This is a genomic window from Pigmentiphaga sp. (genome assembly GCF_033795525.1).
Taxonomy (GTDB): domain Bacteria; phylum Pseudomonadota; class Gammaproteobacteria; order Burkholderiales; family Burkholderiaceae_B; genus Pigmentiphaga.
Genome location: NZ_JARYGM010000004.1, coordinates 104,299 through 119,255, shown reverse-complemented (window position 1 = coordinate 119,255; position 14,957 = coordinate 104,299). Strand labels below are relative to the sequence as shown.

Below are 14,957 nucleotides of genomic sequence, written 5' to 3'. Positions count from 1 at the left end.
ACGAGACAGACGACATGAGCAACGCAATCTGGGATCCCTTCCTGACCCCGCGCGACCAGAAAGTCATCGCGGCCAGCGGTTTCGGCGCGGAACAAGGCTTCGGCGCCAGGCCGGCCGTGCTGGTGATCGATGTGAACTACAACTTCTGCGGCGACCGGCCGGCTCCCATCCTGGAGTCGATCAAGACCTGGCGCACATCCTGCGGCGCCGACGCATGGACCAGCATCGACGCGATCCGGCCGCTGCTCGCAGCTGCTCGCGATAAGGGGCTCCCCGTGCTCTATACCACGGGGATACGCCGTCCCGACAACTGGGATGCAGGGGCCTGGGCGTGGAAAAGCACACGCAGCCACGAACGCAGCATCACGGCCAGTACCCGTAGCGATGGCGATGTCATCGTGGCCGAGATCGCGCCACGGGACACCGACATCGTTGTCTTCAAGCAAAAACCCAGCGCCTTTTTCGGCACGCCGCTCGACAGCTATCTCACCCTGCTACGTGCTGACAGCCTGATCGTGACCGGAGCGACCACCAGCGGATGCGTGCGTGCGACCGTGGTCGACGCGTTCTCGCGCAACTATCGCGTGGCGCTGGTCGAGGAAGGCTGCTTCGATCGCTCGCAGGCCAGCCATGCGGTGTCACTGTTCGATATGCACGCCAAGTATGCCGACGTGGTCAAACTGGAGCGCGCGCTGGCGCACATCGGGCGATTGCCGGCCGGCCTGTTCGACCTGCCGCCGGCTAACTAGGCCAAGGAAGCGGTCCTGCCGGCCCAGGCCGTGCCGGCTTGAGGTGCCTCAGCGCGCGGGCGGAGCCTCCAAGCCGGCGGCCAGGAAATCCAACATGCGGGCCAGCGTCAGGTCCGCGCCGGCCTGGGAAACAGGCACGGCCGTCACATCGGGCATCAACCGCGCCACGCGTCCGTTATCGGCCCGGATGTACATCATGCTGCCGAAGACGCATTGCAGCCTTACATAGAGCTCGTCCCGCGAAAGGTGGGGGCAGGCCCGGGCCAGCACATCGACGAACAAACGGGCGACATCGTCGTGCACGCCGAAGACGATGTTCTTGACCGTGGGATCGGGCTCGACCGAACAGATGGCCGAGAGCCGGTTGAAGCGTGCCCCCTGCTCGCTCTGACCTAGGCGTATGCCCGGGCCGATGAAGGCTTCCAGCACCGCGCGTACCGGAGGCCGGGCTGCGGGATCGGCGGGCAGGCAAGCCTGGAGCAGCGCCCGCCGCTCGGCGTTCATCGCCCCTACCCGCGCCTCGAAAATGGCCCGCAGCAAGCCTTCCTTGGTCCGGAAGTAGTAATGGACCGCCGCCATATTGACCCCGGCCGTGGCCGTGATCGTGCGCAGGGACACCCCGTTGTAGCCATGTTCGGCAAACAGCTGTTCGGCCACCTCCACGATGCGGTCGCGGGTTGAAGCAGTGTCCGGGGGGTCGGCGGCGAATGAGGGCATGGACGATTCGGAAAGCACTAGACGGCTTATGTTACCCGTAATCCGTCCAAGCAATTCAGTCAGCTGATTAAATCAGTCGTTTGACTAAAAAGTGCGAAATTCCTATCATGCGGCCGACGCGCCCCTTGGCGTACAGAGGAAAAACCATGAACGGAAAAATCCGCCGCGTCGTCACCGGCCACGACGAACAAGGCCGGGCCGTGGTGCTGGAAGATGGCTACGCCCCCAATGTCCGTCACGACGCCGCCCGCCCCGGCTACTTCCTGACCCAGTTGTGGCAGACGCCCTCGGCGCCCGCCCCCATCGACAACGGTCCCGATCCCACGCTGGGGCCGGTATCGCTCACCCCGCCCCCGCTGGGGACGGTGGTCCGCATCATCGAATTCCCGCCCGCCGGCCTGGAGTTGCGCAATGCCGACGAAGCCACCGCCAAGCAGGCGTTCTCGATGTTCGGCGGCCAGCAGGCCTTGACCGGCCATGGCGGCGGCAAACAACGCCATCCCTTCATGCATCGCACGGAAACGATCGACTACGCGGTCGTACTGTCCGGCGAGATCACGATGCTGCTGGACGAGTCGGAAGTCACGCTCAAGGCCGGCGAAATCCTGATCCAGCGCGGCACCAACCATGCGTGGACCAACCGGACCGACGAACCGGCGCGGGTGCTGTTCGTCTTGATCGATGGCAAGTTCGATCCCGCTATCGCACAACTGCTGTAAACAACCTTCCACCAGGGGAGACCAGACATGCAAATCAAGAAATTCCTGTTAGCGCCGCTGCTGGCGGCCATTTCCGCCACGGCCACCGCGCAGGAGTACCCGTCGCGTCCCGTCGAAATCATCGTGCCCTATTCGGCAGGCGGAAGCGTGGATGTCATGGCCCGGGCGTTCAGCCGCGAACTGTCCGATATTCTTTCGACCCAGATCGTGGTGAACAACCGCGATGGCGCGGGCGGCACCATAGGCGTGGCAGCGGTAGCCTCGGCCCGTCCCGATGGCTATACGGTCCTGTTCTCGCCGTCGTCCCCGCTGACCCAGGCGCCCTTCCTGATGGGCCGCCTGCCCTACCAGACCGACAGCATCACGCCGATCTGCCAGATTTTCGAGAATCCCTTCGTCATCGCGGTGCGCAAGGATTCCCCGGTCAAGACCCTCAAGGAATTGCTGGAGCAGGCTCGCCAGCAGCCCGGCAAGCTGTCGTACGGCCATGCCGGCCCCGGATCGGTGCCGCACCTGGCCACGGCCAACCTGGCCAAATCCGCGGGCGTTGCCTTCAATGAAATCGCCTTCCGCGGCGATGCCCAGGTCATTCCGCAGCTGCTGGGCGGTCATATCGACTTCGGCGCGCTCGGCGTCTCGTCGGTGGTGGGCAAGGACCTGCGCATACTCGCCGTCTACGGCGACAAGCGCCTGCCCGGCATGCCCGAGGTCCCGGCCATTACCGAATTCGGCATCAAACATGCGGTCATCGCGCGCAACGGGCTGTACGTCAGGCAGGGCGTGTCCCAGGCCGCGCGCGACAAATTGCAGCAGGCCTGCCACGCGGCAACGGAGAAGACCGAGTTCCAGACCGCCGCCCGGCAGCTCTACCAGCAGGTGAACTATCTGGACAGCGCCACGTTCGCGACCCGGCTGGCCGACGACAACCAAACCAACCGGGCCCTGATCGAATCCCTGGGCCTGCTCAAGAGCGCCAACTGAAACGGACCGCCATGTACGAAATCATCGATGCGTCCTTGCGCGCCTTCGTCGAGGTCGATCCGGACAGCGACTTCCCTATCCAGAACCTGCCCTACGGCATTTTCTCGACGCCCGCCGGCGGAACGCGGGCGGGCGTCGCGCTGGGGACCTGGGTCGTGGACCTGCAGGCCCTGCAACGGGCCGGCCTGCTGCCGGAGAACCTGCCGCCCGGGCTGTTCGGCCGGTCCAGCTTGAACGCTTTCGCGGCGACGGGGCGCCCGTGCTGGAACGCCGTCCGCGCGCGGCTGGCTCAACTGCTGTCCGGTGAAGACCCGCGGCTGCGCGACGACCCGGCGCTGCGCCGGCAGGCGCTGGTGCCGATGGACGCATGCGCCCTGCAGCTGCCCTTCGAGATCGCGTCCTACACGGACTTCTATTCCTCCGAAGAACATGCCACCAACGTCGGCAAATTGTTCCGCGACCCGGCCAACGCGCTTACGCCGAACTGGAAGCACATGCCCATCGGCTACAACGGCCGGGCCAGCTCGGTGGTGCCGTCGGGACAGGACGTCCGCCGCCCCATGGGCCAGCTGGCCACCGCCGCCGGCGCGCCCGAATGGGGTCCGTGCCGGCAGTTGGACTTCGAGCTGGAAACCGCTTTCTTCGTCGGTCCGGATTCGCGCCTGGGCAGCAGGCTGTCGCCCGACCACGCGGCCAGCTACATCTTCGGCATGGTGCTGATGAACGACTGGAGCGCGCGCGATATCCAGCGCTGGGAGTACGTGCCGTTGGGGCCGTTCCAGGCCAAGGCATTCGCCACGTCCATCTCGCCTTGGGTCGTCACGCTCGATGCCCTGGCACCGTTCCGCGTGGAAGCGCCCGCGCAAGCCCCCTGCCCGCTGCCCTACTTGCAGGAACGCGAACGCACGACCTACGACATCGAATTGTCGGTGGCGCTGCGGACGGAAAGCGGGGCCTCCGCGACGATCTCGCGCAGCAACTTCCGCCACTTGTACTGGACCATGGCGCAACAGCTTGCGCACCATACCAGCAGCGGCTGCAATGTGCGCACCGGCGACCTCATGGGCTCGGGCACCATCAGCGGGCCATCTCCCGACGCCCTGGGCTGCCTGCTCGAAATGACCCGCAACGGCCAACAGCCGCTGGTCCTGCCCGACGGCGCCACGCGAAGTTTCCTGCACGATGGGGACGAGGTGATCATGAGCGGCCACGCCCGCCGCGGCGATCTGCGAGTGGGTTTCGGCCAGGTGCGCGGACGCGTGCTGCCTGCCATCCCCTGACGCGCGGCCGCCGCGGTCAATCGTCGAACAGCACGAAATACAGCAAGTCCAGCCCGTTCAGGGTTCCACCCTTGGCCACCGCCGACAGGCGGTTGGTCAGGCGGTAGCTGAGCTTGACGACGCCATCGCGGCCGGAAAGCGCCTGTTCGAAGCTGGCGTAAAGCCGGTCCGTCAGTCGCTTGCCGACCACCATGAACTGCGTATTCGACAAGGTGTTGGCCGACGAGGTACTGTCCCCGGCCACCGTGCGGTCCGGCAACAACCCGCGCGAACTGCCCACGTTGCCCGAGCGTACGCCTATCTCGTCGAGTCCGAGCTGGCGCGAAATGGGCTCGCTGCCCTGCGGTCCCAGCAGCGAGGTCGCCGCGCTCAGCAGCAGCGTAGCGTCGGCCCCGCCACCGCCCTCGTCCGGGCCCCGGCCCAGCAACAGCCAGGAAAGCTTTTCAACATCGCTGACCTCGGGCGTAGAGACCAGCGCGATACGCGGCCGGCGAGCCGTGCCGCTGACGCGCACGCCGGCCTCCACCCGCGGCCCGACGCGCACCGCGACGATGTCCAGCAGCGGATCGTCGATCGGCCCCTGGAAGGTCAACACGCCGCGCCGCACGGTCAACGTCTGCCCGTAGGCGTCGAACCGGCCGCCGCGGGTACGCACGGTGCCGCTGGAAGACAGGGCGCCCACCATTCCGACCAGGCGCAGGTCGCCGGTCACCCCGGTATCGAGGCCGTACCCCCGCAGGTAGAAGCCGTTGCCGAGCTTGACGCCCACGTCGATGGCGATACCCAGGGTCTTCTTCTGCGGCTCCTTGCCGCTGTGGCGCACGTAGACGTCATCCGACAGTGTTGCCGGAGCTTGGGTACCCAGGTCCACCCAGCCCGTGTCGACTTCGAACAGGCCGGCAATGCGCATACGGTCCGGGATGATGTCCATGTCCACGCGCCCCGAGCCCGCGATGAAACGGTCCGCCCGCTGGATGGCGGGAAACCTGTCGGCCTTCAGGGTGGCATGGCCCGAGGCCTGCGACATACGCCAGTCGGCGGTGATCTCCAGCGAACCGTCCCGGCTTTCGTTCTTGATCCATTCCTGCACGCGGGAATCCCGGGGATTCACCCGTATCACGCTGGGAAAACGCAAGGAATCCAGCACGATGCGATCGTCTTCCAGTGTCGCCTTGAGCGTTCCGTCCAGCAGGCGCACGCCGTCATCGAGCCGAACGATGCGTATGCCCTCTCCCTGCAGCCCGCCTGAGGCGCGCCACTGCCCGCCTTGCTGGACGACCCGGGCCGAGCCCGCCACCTTGCCCCCTAGCTCGACGCTATCGCCCACGAACAGGCCGAGCCAGCTCAGATCGTGCACGTCGACCTGGGCCTCGGCATGGGCCGGCCGCTCCTTGTCGAGCCCGAAGCCGCCGCCACTCGCGAGGATGCCGGCCTCGCCATCGACGCGCACCTGGCCCAGCCGTTCGCCTTCGATCAGGGCGTGCAACGCAATGCGGCTGCGGCCGCCATTGCCGTCCGGCATCGCGCGCAAGCTTGCCTCCAGCGTACGCAAACCGAGCGCCATCGGCGGCGTGCCGGGTACCCACAAGTCGCCGCTGCGCCGGCGGATCGCTGCGGACCCCTGCAGCGATCCCGCAAAGCGCAGGTCCCAGTCGGCATCCAGCACGACCATCCGGTCCGGCGGAACCGGCTTGCCGGCGAGCGTCTCCAGCAGGATGTCGGGCGCCCACGCCAACCCTTCGGCACGGCCGCGCGACTCCCACCTGCCATCGCCTCCGCGCGAGCCGTCGTGGATTAGCTTGCCGCGCTGCCCCCCGGGCAGCTGCAGAGCGATCTCGGTCGGCCCGACCTCCCATTGCCACTGCGGCGCCCGCAGCCCGGGCACATAGCTCAAGGTTACCGGCGCCTGCAGCGAGATGCCCAAGGAAGAACGGGCCAGTTCCAGGCTCGCCAGGGTGCCGCGCCAGCCCGGCGCCGCCGCGCGCCTCCCCTGGCCGCCATTCCCCCAGCCGCCGGCGAAACGCATGGCCAGCGTGGCCGGCGCGGATTGGTCCGCCGGCACGAATTCCGCATCGACGGTGCCCTCGTGCTGCGCCATGGTGCCCGTCAGGCGCAGCGTAGCCTGGCTCATGGTCGCCTGCGGCGCCGCAGAAAGCGCGAGCTTTTCAATGCGCAGGTCGACATCGGCCGGCGCGGCGGCAAACCCGCCCCGGCTCGAGCGCCCGCCCGCGGCAGTCCCGAGATTCGCCCGCCCTTGGACATGGCCGACGCGCACGTCACCGGGCAGCTGCAGATCGTCCGCCTCGAGCGTCATGTCGAGCACGGGCGCCTCCAGGGTTTCGCCCAGCTTGCCCCGGGCCATCAGGCGGCCGTGCAGCAAAGAAGAAAGGGTTTGCAGCCTGGGAGCGTCGAGGTCGAAGTCCAGCCTGTCGCCCACGTGCCCGAACGCCCCCCGCGCCTGCAGCCGGTTGGTGCCTGCTGTCAATGCCGCGTCGACCCGCGTCACGCGTGTCCCGGCGAATGCAAGATCGGCATGTCCGCCCAGGGGTTCGCCGTTCCAGCGACTTTCGTTGTCGATGCGAACCTGCGCCGACCCGCCCAGGGACGGCATCAGCGCCCCTTTGACGTCCGCCCGGGCCGACACCTTTGCAGGGGGCAGCACGGCGCTCCGCACCCAATGACCAGGATCGAAGCGGTCGAGCCGGAGCGCGGCGGCGAAACGGCGAGGCTCGGCCAATTGCAGCTCTCCCTTGCCTTGCGCCCTGGCCTCGCCTGCAGCCAGTTCCAGCCGTGACACTTGCAAGACCTCATCGCGCATCTGCGCCGCCAACCGGAGCGACAGCGGCACCTTGCGCGAACGGTCCGCCAGCTCGGCATTCAGGGATTGCTCGGCGGCATCCGCCGAAAATGCCAGCGTCCCGGCCAACCGGGTGGGCAACGCCGCGCCGTGGATGCGCGAGGCATCGACATTGGCAACCTCCACCCGGCCTTCCCAGTGCCCCACCACGTCATTGGATTGAGCCGCCCGCCGCCATTGCAGCTGTCCGGCCAGGCGTCCGCCGCCGGCCAGCTCGATGACCAGCCGGGAGACGTCCAGCGCATCGAAGGTCTCGACCGGCACGCTCACCTGTCCCGATATGCCCGCCACCGGCACCCCGTCCTCATCGAGCCGGCGCGGCGTCGAATTGGTCAACGAGACCGGCCCGCGCAACAGCGCCGGACCGCTGCCGGGTTCGACCGCGAGCTTCGCCGTCAGGCCCAGATTGGCAGCGGGCGCACCGGAGACCCAGGCCGCGGGATCGATGCCGGCCAGCTGCAACGTCAGGCCGCGCAGCGGAAACCCGCCCAGCAGCGCCGCCTGTCCCCGCGCATCGACATCCACCCCGGCCCCGTCGCCGCGCACGCTGAACTCCAGCTCCTGCAGCGAGCCGGAAGCCGTCACACCGAAATCGAAGGGGCGCGCCTGCTGAAGACCGTTCGCATTCAGTGCAAGCTTGATGGGAAAAGGCGCCTCCGCGCCGAGGCTGGCTTCGCCCCGCAGCGTGGCCTGGGCCTGCGGCGCCGACACCCCGAGGTTGGCCAGCAGCACGCGATGTTCAGTGCCGGTCGACGTCGCGCGCAAGTCTATGCCGGCAAAACTTGCGGGCAACCGCTCGCCGTCCATGTCGATATCCAACGTACCGATCGCCAATTTGTCCACGTCGGCCGCCAACGGCAGCCGCAGCGATGTCAGCGGCTCGCTCGGCTCGTCCGACGAACGCAGGCCGAGCCGGGCCCGCCGCGCCGACAGCTCCGAGACATGCAGCCGACCGCCGCGCAGCGCGCGCCACCGCACATCCAGCCGCATCCCTTCGACGTCGGCATCCAGCGTGGGTAACCGGATTTCCAGCGTATCGACGCTCAGGCCGGCCAGCAGCGACCCCTGGACCCCTTCGATGCGGGCCGACCCGCCGGCCAATTGCGTCCCCGTGCGCACGGCCCAGGCGGCACCGCCCGCCGTGCCCGCTGCCCAGCCCACGAAACCGGCCACGGCGGCCATGCCGAGCACGGCGGCGCCCGCCACCACCCAGGGCCAACGGCGCCGCTTGGGCAGCTTCGGTTCGGGCGAGGCGGGCTGGTTCAAAATGCGATCCCCAGGGAGAAATGCAGCCGGATATTCTTGTCCCGCACGGCATAGGCAAGATCGACGCTGAGCGGCCCGGCCGGCGTGCGGACCCGCAGGCCCGCGCCGACGCCCGTGGCCAGCTTCATCTCGTTGAAGCTGGACGCGACATTACCGGTATCCACGAACAAGGCTGCGCCGAAACGCTCGTCGAAGTAGCGGGTCCCTTCCACGCTGGCCACGAACAGGACGGCGTCCCCCATGATGGCATTGCCGACTTCGCGCCCCAGGCCGAGATAGCGATAGCCGCGTATCGACCGCGCACCGCCGGTACGGAACGCGAAATCGTCCGGTACTTGATTGATGTCCTGCGCCCACAACCTGCCGACTTCGCCTCGCACCGTAATGACGTCGCGTTTGCTCGGCGACCACCAGTACTGGCCCCGCACGCTTACCCGGCTGAAACGGTTGCTCGCGTCGAGCTCCGTACCGACGCCGCCGCCCAGTGCCAGCAAGGTCCCTTCGCGTGGGTCGTACTTGTCATTGACATCGCGGCGGATGATCTCGGCCGTCGCCGTGGCGGTATTCGTGGTGAACGAGTCGAAACCCTCGACATCCGTCGCTTCGTGCGACAGGCGGGCGCCATAGCGGGTCTCGTACTCGACCCGGCTGTTCAAGCCCCGAGGATAGGTCTTGGCGCGGATTGCGCCGATAGCCAGGCGCTTGACGTGCAGGCCCTGCACGTCCGAGTCCTGGGCCAGCACGCCGAAACTGTCGCGAAAACCGTTTTCGTTGGGCGCGAGATGGATGTCGGCATAGCCGAGCTTGCGCAGGCGGTCCAGCCGCAGGCCGGCCTCGAGTTCGACGGGCTGGCCCATGACCACGTTCTGGCGGTAGATGGTCTCGATCCGGGGACCGGCCTCGTCATCGATACCCAACGCGACACTCATGCGGCGCGGCCGCGATTCGATCACATCGGCCAGCACGGGAAGCGTCAGGTAGCTGGGGCCCTGATACGCCTGCTCGGTCCGGGTCTGGTCCTGCTCCAGCCCCTCCGGCAACAAGGCGGGGTCCTCGTCAGGACTGGGCGACAGGCCGCTGCGGTCGATATCGAGCTTGGCGCCCGAGAAGAAAGGGGCCGACTGCAGGGTCTGTTGCCACTCGACCATGCGGTCGCGATCATAGGGCTCGCCCGGACGTATCCGGACGTAGCGCTCCACCACTCCTGCCGGCACGCGCTTGAGCCCGCGCACTTCGACGCCGGAAAGCCGCACCGCCGGCCCGCTGTCGAGCTTCACGCGCAATGTGGCCCGCGCGCGATCGGCATCCACGTCCGCTGCGGTATCCACCAGGCGGGCCACGGGAAAATCGCGTTCGGACACTTCATCGAGCAGGTTGCGCTTGGCCGTTTCCCATTCCTCGTTGCGGAACGGACTCCCTTCCTTCAGGCCCCAATCCCGGCGCAGCTGCGTCGCGCGTGCGGCATACTCGGGCCCGGCGATGGTGCCCAGAAAGGAAATGTCCACGGTCTCGATAACCGTGCGCTCGCCGGGCACGATGGTAATGTCCCAGGTGGCTCCCGCCACGTCGGTTCCGGCCTCGAGGTCGACTTGGGCAGAAAAATAGCCTTCGGTCGCCAAGGCAGTCAGGGCCGCCTCGCTCGCCCGCCGGCGCAGGCGGATACTCTCGCCGCCGTCTTGATCGTCGGCCATGGCGGCCATGCTGTCGACCGCCTGCCGCACCGCCTGCAGCGCGCTGGCGGGCAAGCCGCCGGGGTCGATGGTGATTTCGGGCCGGGCGGCCAGTGCGGGCCGGGCCAACAGCGCGCACAGCAATGCCGGGGCCAGCGGCCGCCAAGCCAGGGTCAAGACACTGCGCGCCCGTCCCGCTGTGCTGCGCAACAACATCACGATTGCAGGACGAGTCGCGCAATGCCGCCGGGCGCTGCCGGGCCGCCCCCCCCAGCCGCCACGGGGGGACCGATCATGTCGGGCAAAGCCGCCGTGGGCTCTTTGACTGACAAACTCATGACGCTTCCGACGAATTCGTTCAGACGCAAGCATAGCGGATTGGGCGCAGCTTCTGCGAATGGCCGGCGGACGACGGATGGCACCATTTGCCGAGGCCTGCCACCAGGCCCCTATTCGTAGCATTGCCCATTTGGAATATGCCCGGCGTCGGCTATGCTACGGGGTCTACATCACAGAAGGCGGGGGAAGTGCGGTCAGATATGGCCGTTTTCCCGGGCGTTGGGGTCGTTTTCCGTACAAAATGGCGAAACCGGCCACGCCCGAACGTACCCGCCTGCAAACATGGAACTTGGCTTACTTCTGATTCTGTTCATCGCCAACGGCATCTTCGCCATGAGCGAAATTGCCGTGGTCACCGCCCGCAAATCCCGACTGCAGCAGCGCGCCGAGGAAGGCGACAGCAAGGCTCGCGCCGCACTGGAACTGGCGGAACATCCCACCCGCTTTCTTTCCACCGTCCAGATCGGCATAACGTCCATCGGCATCCTGACCGGTATCGTCGGCGAAGGGGCGCTGGCCCAGCCGCTCGCGGAAACCATCAGCGGCCACTTCCCGGCCCTGGCCGAAGCCGCCAGTGCCATTGCGCTGACCCTGGTCGTCATCGTCATCACCTTCCTGTCCATCATCATCGGCGAACTCGTGCCCAAGCGGGTGGGGCAGATGCATGCCGAAACCATCGCCGGCCTGATCGCACCGCCGATGCGCGTGCTGTCATGGATCGCCACGCCGTTCGTCAAGCTGCTGTCCCTCGCTACCGACACCCTGCTCAAGCTACTGGGCGCCAAAGAAACGAACGAACACCTCATCACCGAGGAAGAAATCCAGGTGCTCATGGCCCAGGGCGCCACCGCCGGCATCTTCGAGCACGCCGAGCAACAGATGGTGCGCAACGTTTTCAGGCTGGACGAGCGCCGGCTGTCCTCCATGATGGTGCCCCGTTCCGACATCGTCTATCTCGACGTGAACGACCCGCTGGAAGTATCCAAGGCCAAGATCGAAAGCTCGCATTACTCGCGCTTCCCGGTCGTGCGGGACGACCTCTCCGACGTCATCGGCTTCGTACGCTCCAAGGACCTGCTGGCCCAGCTCATGGCCGGTGAGCCGCTTGACCTGACCAGCAGGCTGACGCCGGTGCTGTACGTCCCCGAGACGCTGACCGGCACCGAGCTGGTCCAGAACTTCCGGGACTCCCATACCCAAACGGCGCTGGTGGTCGACGAATACGGCGACGTCCAGGGGCTGGTCACGCTACGCGACGTCCTCGAAGCCATCGTGGGGGAATTCCACACCTCGACAGCGCCCGAGGAATCCTCGGCCGTGCGGCGGGAAGACGGCTCGTGGCTGCTCGACGGCCTGCTCGACGTCCACGAGATGGAAGACATGCTCGAGCTGCCCGACCTTCCCGAGGGCGATTCGGGCACCTACCATACGCTGTCGGGCATGCTCATGCTATTGCTGGGACGCATCCCCCATACGGGTGAGCGGGTGGATTGGGGCGGGTGGAACTTCGAAGTCGTCGATATGGATGGCAAACGCATCGACAAGGTCATAGCCACCCGGATCGAACCGGCGCCTGCGCCCGAGGAACCGTATTGAAAACTGGCGCGCCAGGCCCATCTGTATAAAATGGCCCTGGCAGCAGCCCACCTGCGACGACGCACCACGACGGTGCCGGCAGGCATTCATCCCCGGGGATTACCCGGGATATCGCCCGTGAGGGGGAACTTTTCCACCGCTGTTCCTCACCAAACGCTTTGACCGCAACACGGGGGTCCAACAGGCCCGGCCCTGAACCGCTTATGACTGACATCATCGCCAAATTGCTCCGCACCGTCTTCGTCGCAGGCATCGCCCTGGTCGGCATGATCATGGCGGCCATCCTGCTGGCCTCGACCGCGGTGGCCCTGGCCATCGTCTATGTGGTCGCGAAGCTGCGCGGCAAGCCCTTCGCCGCCAACGCCTACTGGAAAAAATCGCAATCCCGCTGGGGCTTCGGCGAGAGCGGCGCGGGATCTTCACCCCGCAAGACGCAAGGTGGGAACTTCTCGGGCCGCTTCAACCGCCGCGACGTCATCGACGTCGAGGTGCGCGACATTCCCTGATTCGCCGTCCCCTGATGCTTGCCGGCGCCCCGCGCCGGAAACCCAAAAAACACCGCGCCCGGGCGACCGGCGCGGTGTTTTCATCTGGACGACCGATTGCCGGCAGTCAGTCGGCACTCAACTTCGCCGCCTCCACCACCTTCTTCCAGCGAGCCACCTCCGACTTCACGAACTCGCCCAGCTCCTGCGGGCTGCTGCTCTGCGGATCCGCGCCTTGCTCCTTGAACTTGGCAATGACCTCGGGATCGCGCAGCGCGGTATTGAGCGCCTTGTTGAGCTGGTCGACGATGGCCTGGTCGGTGCTGGCGGGCGCGAACAGCGCGTACCACTGAGGCACGCTGACGCCCTTGACGCCCAGCTCTTCCAACGTGGGGACGTCCTTGAGCACTTCGGAGCGGCGATCCCCGGCCAGGGCCAGCGCCTTGATCTTGCCCGAGGCCAGGTGGGGATAGGCGCTGAACAGGCTGGGGAACATGACCTGCGTCGTACCGGCCAACGTATCGGTCATGGCGGGGGCGGAACCCTTGTACGGAACGTGCAGCATGCTGGTACCGGTCACCATCTTGAAAAGCTCGGCGGTCACGTGGGGCGCCGTGCCCAGCCCCGCGGAGGCATAGCTGAGGCTGTCGGGCTCTTTCTTCGCTTTGGCAATAAGCTCCTGGACCGAGTTGACGCCCGCACCCGAAGAGACCACCAGCAGAGTCGGCGAACTTGCCAGCATGCCGATCGGCTTGAAATCCTTGACCGGGTCGTAGCGCAGCTTCTGCAGGGCAGGATTGATGCCATGCGTGGCGATGTAGCCGAAGAGGATGGTGTAGCCGTCGCCCGGCGCGCGGGCGACGTATTCGCTGGCGATGGCGCCCTGGGCGCCGGCCCTGTTGACGACGATCACCGTCTGCTTCAGGGTCTCTCCCATTTTCTGCGCGATGACTCGCGCAAAAGCATCGTTGCCGCCGCCCGGCGCGGTGGGAACGACGATCGTGATGGGGTGGTCGGGCCACGCCGCGTGGACATGGGCGGCGCCGAGGGATAGCGCAAAGGCGGTCACGCCGGCGGCAACGGCCGGCACGCGAAAGGGGGCTTGCATAAGAGTCTCCGTATAGTTCTTCGGATGTACCGAAGCGTGGGTATCGTCCGGGGCGTCTAAAAGCGCCGTGCGGATCGACACGTTCGAAACCTTGCTAGAACAGGTGGGCTGGCACGTAAAGCTGTCCTTCCATGATTTTCCGCGCGGTGCGGATCAAGCCTGCGCCGCGCACTTCCAAGCTTGACGACGCGCTCCGGAGCTCGACGTCGACCTCGATGCGGCCCGCCGGATGCGCGACTTCGATACGGTGCACGCCGGGCGAACGCATGGCGCCAAGATCGAATGCCACGGTACCCGGCGTCACGAATGCGGTCGCCACGCCGATGGCACCGGTGACGGCATGCGAGCGATGGCATTTGTGCGGGGTGAAATACCGCGACACCACCATGTCCCCGTGCTTGCCGGCACTCACCAATACCGGCTTGGGAATGACACTGTCGGTCACCTCGCCCAGTCCCATCCGCCGTCCCGCCTCGCGGCGCAGCGCTTCTAGCCGCTCCACCAAAGACAGGTTGGCATCAAGCTGCGCCGGCGTTTCGTTGCCAGCGGCGCCGAGCGACGCGGCACGAACGATCATCATCGGCATGGCCGCGTCGATACAGGTCACCGCAACGCCGTCGATGATGTCTTGCAAATGGCCGGTCGGGAATACCTTGCCCGTGACCGATCCCCATGCATCCAGGAAATTCAACCGTATCGGCGCGCCGGTACCCGGCACGCCGTCTATGCTGGCGTTGCCCTCGTACTCGGTCCTGCCGTCTGGGGTCTGCACCAGCGCGTCGATGGTCGAACGCGTGTTCACGTTGTAGATACGTACGCGAGTCTCGCCGTCGCCGGCGGGCACGATGCCCTGGTCAATAGCGAAGGGCCCCACGGCCGAGAGCATGTTGCCGCAGTTAGGGCGGGTATCGACCAGCTCGCGATCGACCGATACCTGGGCGAACAGATAGTCCACATCGCAGCCCGGCCGCGTGGACCGGGAAACGATCGCGACCTTGCTCGTCAAGCTGTTGCCGCCTCCCAGTCCGTCCACTTGCAACTCGTGCGGCGACCCCATCGCGGACAACAGGACGCGATCGCGTTTGCCGACATCCTCCGGCAGCCATTCGGCGCGGAAGAACGGGCCGCGGGACGTACCGCCCCGCATGAGGACACAAGGTATGGTCTTTTGCATGGCGGCATGATGCGCC

At 66.7% G+C, this 14,957-nt stretch carries 11 protein-coding genes; 6 read left to right on the top strand and 5 right to left on the bottom strand.

Annotation, left to right across the window (positions count from 1 at the left end):
- Positions 1 to 14: 14 nt before the first annotated feature.
- Positions 15 to 749 carry an isochorismatase family protein gene (locus tag QHC78_RS12860; RefSeq protein WP_319745112.1) on the top strand — a complete coding sequence of 245 codons (735 nt, stop codon included), beginning with the start codon at positions 15 to 17 and terminating at the stop codon, positions 747 to 749.
- Positions 750 to 797: 48 nt separating this feature from the next.
- On the opposite strand, the gene QHC78_RS12855 is transcribed toward QHC78_RS12860, so the two are convergent.
- A complete protein-coding gene (locus QHC78_RS12855) occupies positions 798 to 1,466 on the bottom strand; it encodes a TetR/AcrR family transcriptional regulator (RefSeq protein ID WP_319745110.1) in 669 nt (222 codons plus the stop codon).
- A 146-nt stretch (positions 1,467 to 1,612) separates the two neighbouring features.
- On the opposite strand from QHC78_RS12855, the gene QHC78_RS12850 reads away from it, so the two are divergent.
- Genes QHC78_RS12850 through fahA form a run of 3 tightly spaced genes read left to right on the top strand, consistent with a single transcriptional unit; the run spans position 1,613 to position 4,446 of the window.
- Positions 1,613 to 2,185: a cupin domain-containing protein gene (locus QHC78_RS12850; RefSeq protein ID WP_319745109.1), complete on the top strand. Its 573-nt coding sequence runs from the start codon at positions 1,613 to 1,615 to the stop codon at positions 2,183 to 2,185.
- A gap of 27 nt (positions 2,186 to 2,212) precedes the next feature.
- The gene (locus QHC78_RS12845; protein ID WP_319745107.1) at positions 2,213 to 3,166 is read left to right on the top strand and encodes a Bug family tripartite tricarboxylate transporter substrate binding protein; all 954 of its coding nucleotides are present in this window, start codon (positions 2,213 to 2,215) and stop codon (positions 3,164 to 3,166) included.
- A gap of 11 nt (positions 3,167 to 3,177) precedes the next feature.
- Entirely contained in the window at positions 3,178 to 4,446 is a 1,269-nt protein-coding gene (fahA, locus tag QHC78_RS12840; RefSeq protein ID WP_319745106.1) for a fumarylacetoacetase, read from the top strand.
- 16 nt (positions 4,447 to 4,462) lie between these two features.
- On the opposite strand, the gene QHC78_RS12835 is transcribed toward fahA, so the two are convergent.
- Positions 4,463 to 8,569, bottom strand: coding sequence for a translocation/assembly module TamB domain-containing protein (locus QHC78_RS12835; protein ID WP_319745104.1), 4,107 nt, complete (start codon positions 8,567 to 8,569; stop codon positions 4,463 to 4,465).
- Positions 8,566 to 10,455: an autotransporter assembly complex protein TamA gene (locus QHC78_RS12830; RefSeq protein ID WP_319745103.1), complete on the bottom strand. Its 1,890-nt coding sequence runs from the start codon at positions 10,453 to 10,455 to the stop codon at positions 8,566 to 8,568. Before QHC78_RS12830 ends, QHC78_RS12835 begins: the two co-directional genes overlap by 4 nt.
- A gap of 405 nt (positions 10,456 to 10,860) precedes the next feature.
- On the opposite strand from QHC78_RS12830, the gene QHC78_RS12825 reads away from it, so the two are divergent.
- Positions 10,861 to 12,174 carry a hemolysin family protein gene (locus QHC78_RS12825; protein ID WP_319745101.1) on the top strand — a complete coding sequence of 438 codons (1,314 nt, stop codon included), beginning with the start codon at positions 10,861 to 10,863 and terminating at the stop codon, positions 12,172 to 12,174.
- A 203-nt stretch (positions 12,175 to 12,377) separates the two neighbouring features.
- Entirely contained in the window at positions 12,378 to 12,680 is a 303-nt protein-coding gene (locus QHC78_RS12820; RefSeq protein WP_319745100.1) for a hypothetical protein, read from the top strand.
- Positions 12,681 to 12,786: 106 nt separating this feature from the next.
- On the opposite strand, the gene QHC78_RS12815 is transcribed toward QHC78_RS12820, so the two are convergent.
- Both QHC78_RS12815 and QHC78_RS12810 read right to left on the bottom strand, forming a co-directional pair.
- Positions 12,787 to 13,767: a Bug family tripartite tricarboxylate transporter substrate binding protein gene (locus tag QHC78_RS12815; protein WP_319745098.1), complete on the bottom strand. Its 981-nt coding sequence runs from the start codon at positions 13,765 to 13,767 to the stop codon at positions 12,787 to 12,789.
- A 94-nt stretch (positions 13,768 to 13,861) separates the two neighbouring features.
- Positions 13,862 to 14,941 carry a 4-oxalomesaconate tautomerase gene (locus tag QHC78_RS12810; RefSeq protein ID WP_319745097.1) on the bottom strand — a complete coding sequence of 360 codons (1,080 nt, stop codon included), beginning with the start codon at positions 14,939 to 14,941 and terminating at the stop codon, positions 13,862 to 13,864.
- Positions 14,942 to 14,957 lie beyond the last annotated feature (16 nt).

What these genes read in the sequence shown, in the direction of transcription:
- QHC78_RS12860 (WP_319745112.1), top strand. Translation starts at nt 15, where the DNA reads ATGAGCAACGCAATCTGGGATCCCTTCCTGACCCCGCGCGACCAGAAA.
- QHC78_RS12855 (WP_319745110.1), bottom strand. Translation starts at nt 1,466, where the DNA reads ATGCCCTCATTCGCCGCCGACCCCCCGGACACTGCTTCAACCCGCGAC.
- QHC78_RS12850 (WP_319745109.1), top strand. Translation starts at nt 1,613, where the DNA reads ATGAACGGAAAAATCCGCCGCGTCGTCACCGGCCACGACGAACAAGGC.
- QHC78_RS12845 (WP_319745107.1), top strand. Translation starts at nt 2,213, where the DNA reads ATGCAAATCAAGAAATTCCTGTTAGCGCCGCTGCTGGCGGCCATTTCC.
- fahA (WP_319745106.1), top strand. Translation starts at nt 3,178, where the DNA reads ATGTACGAAATCATCGATGCGTCCTTGCGCGCCTTCGTCGAGGTCGAT.
- QHC78_RS12830 (WP_319745103.1), bottom strand. Translation starts at nt 10,455, where the DNA reads ATGTTGTTGCGCAGCACAGCGGGACGGGCGCGCAGTGTCTTGACCCTG.
- QHC78_RS12825 (WP_319745101.1), top strand. Translation starts at nt 10,861, where the DNA reads ATGGAACTTGGCTTACTTCTGATTCTGTTCATCGCCAACGGCATCTTC.
- QHC78_RS12820 (WP_319745100.1), top strand. Translation starts at nt 12,378, where the DNA reads ATGACTGACATCATCGCCAAATTGCTCCGCACCGTCTTCGTCGCAGGC.
- QHC78_RS12815 (WP_319745098.1), bottom strand. Translation starts at nt 13,767, where the DNA reads ATGCAAGCCCCCTTTCGCGTGCCGGCCGTTGCCGCCGGCGTGACCGCC.
- QHC78_RS12810 (WP_319745097.1), bottom strand. Translation starts at nt 14,941, where the DNA reads ATGCAAAAGACCATACCTTGTGTCCTCATGCGGGGCGGTACGTCCCGC.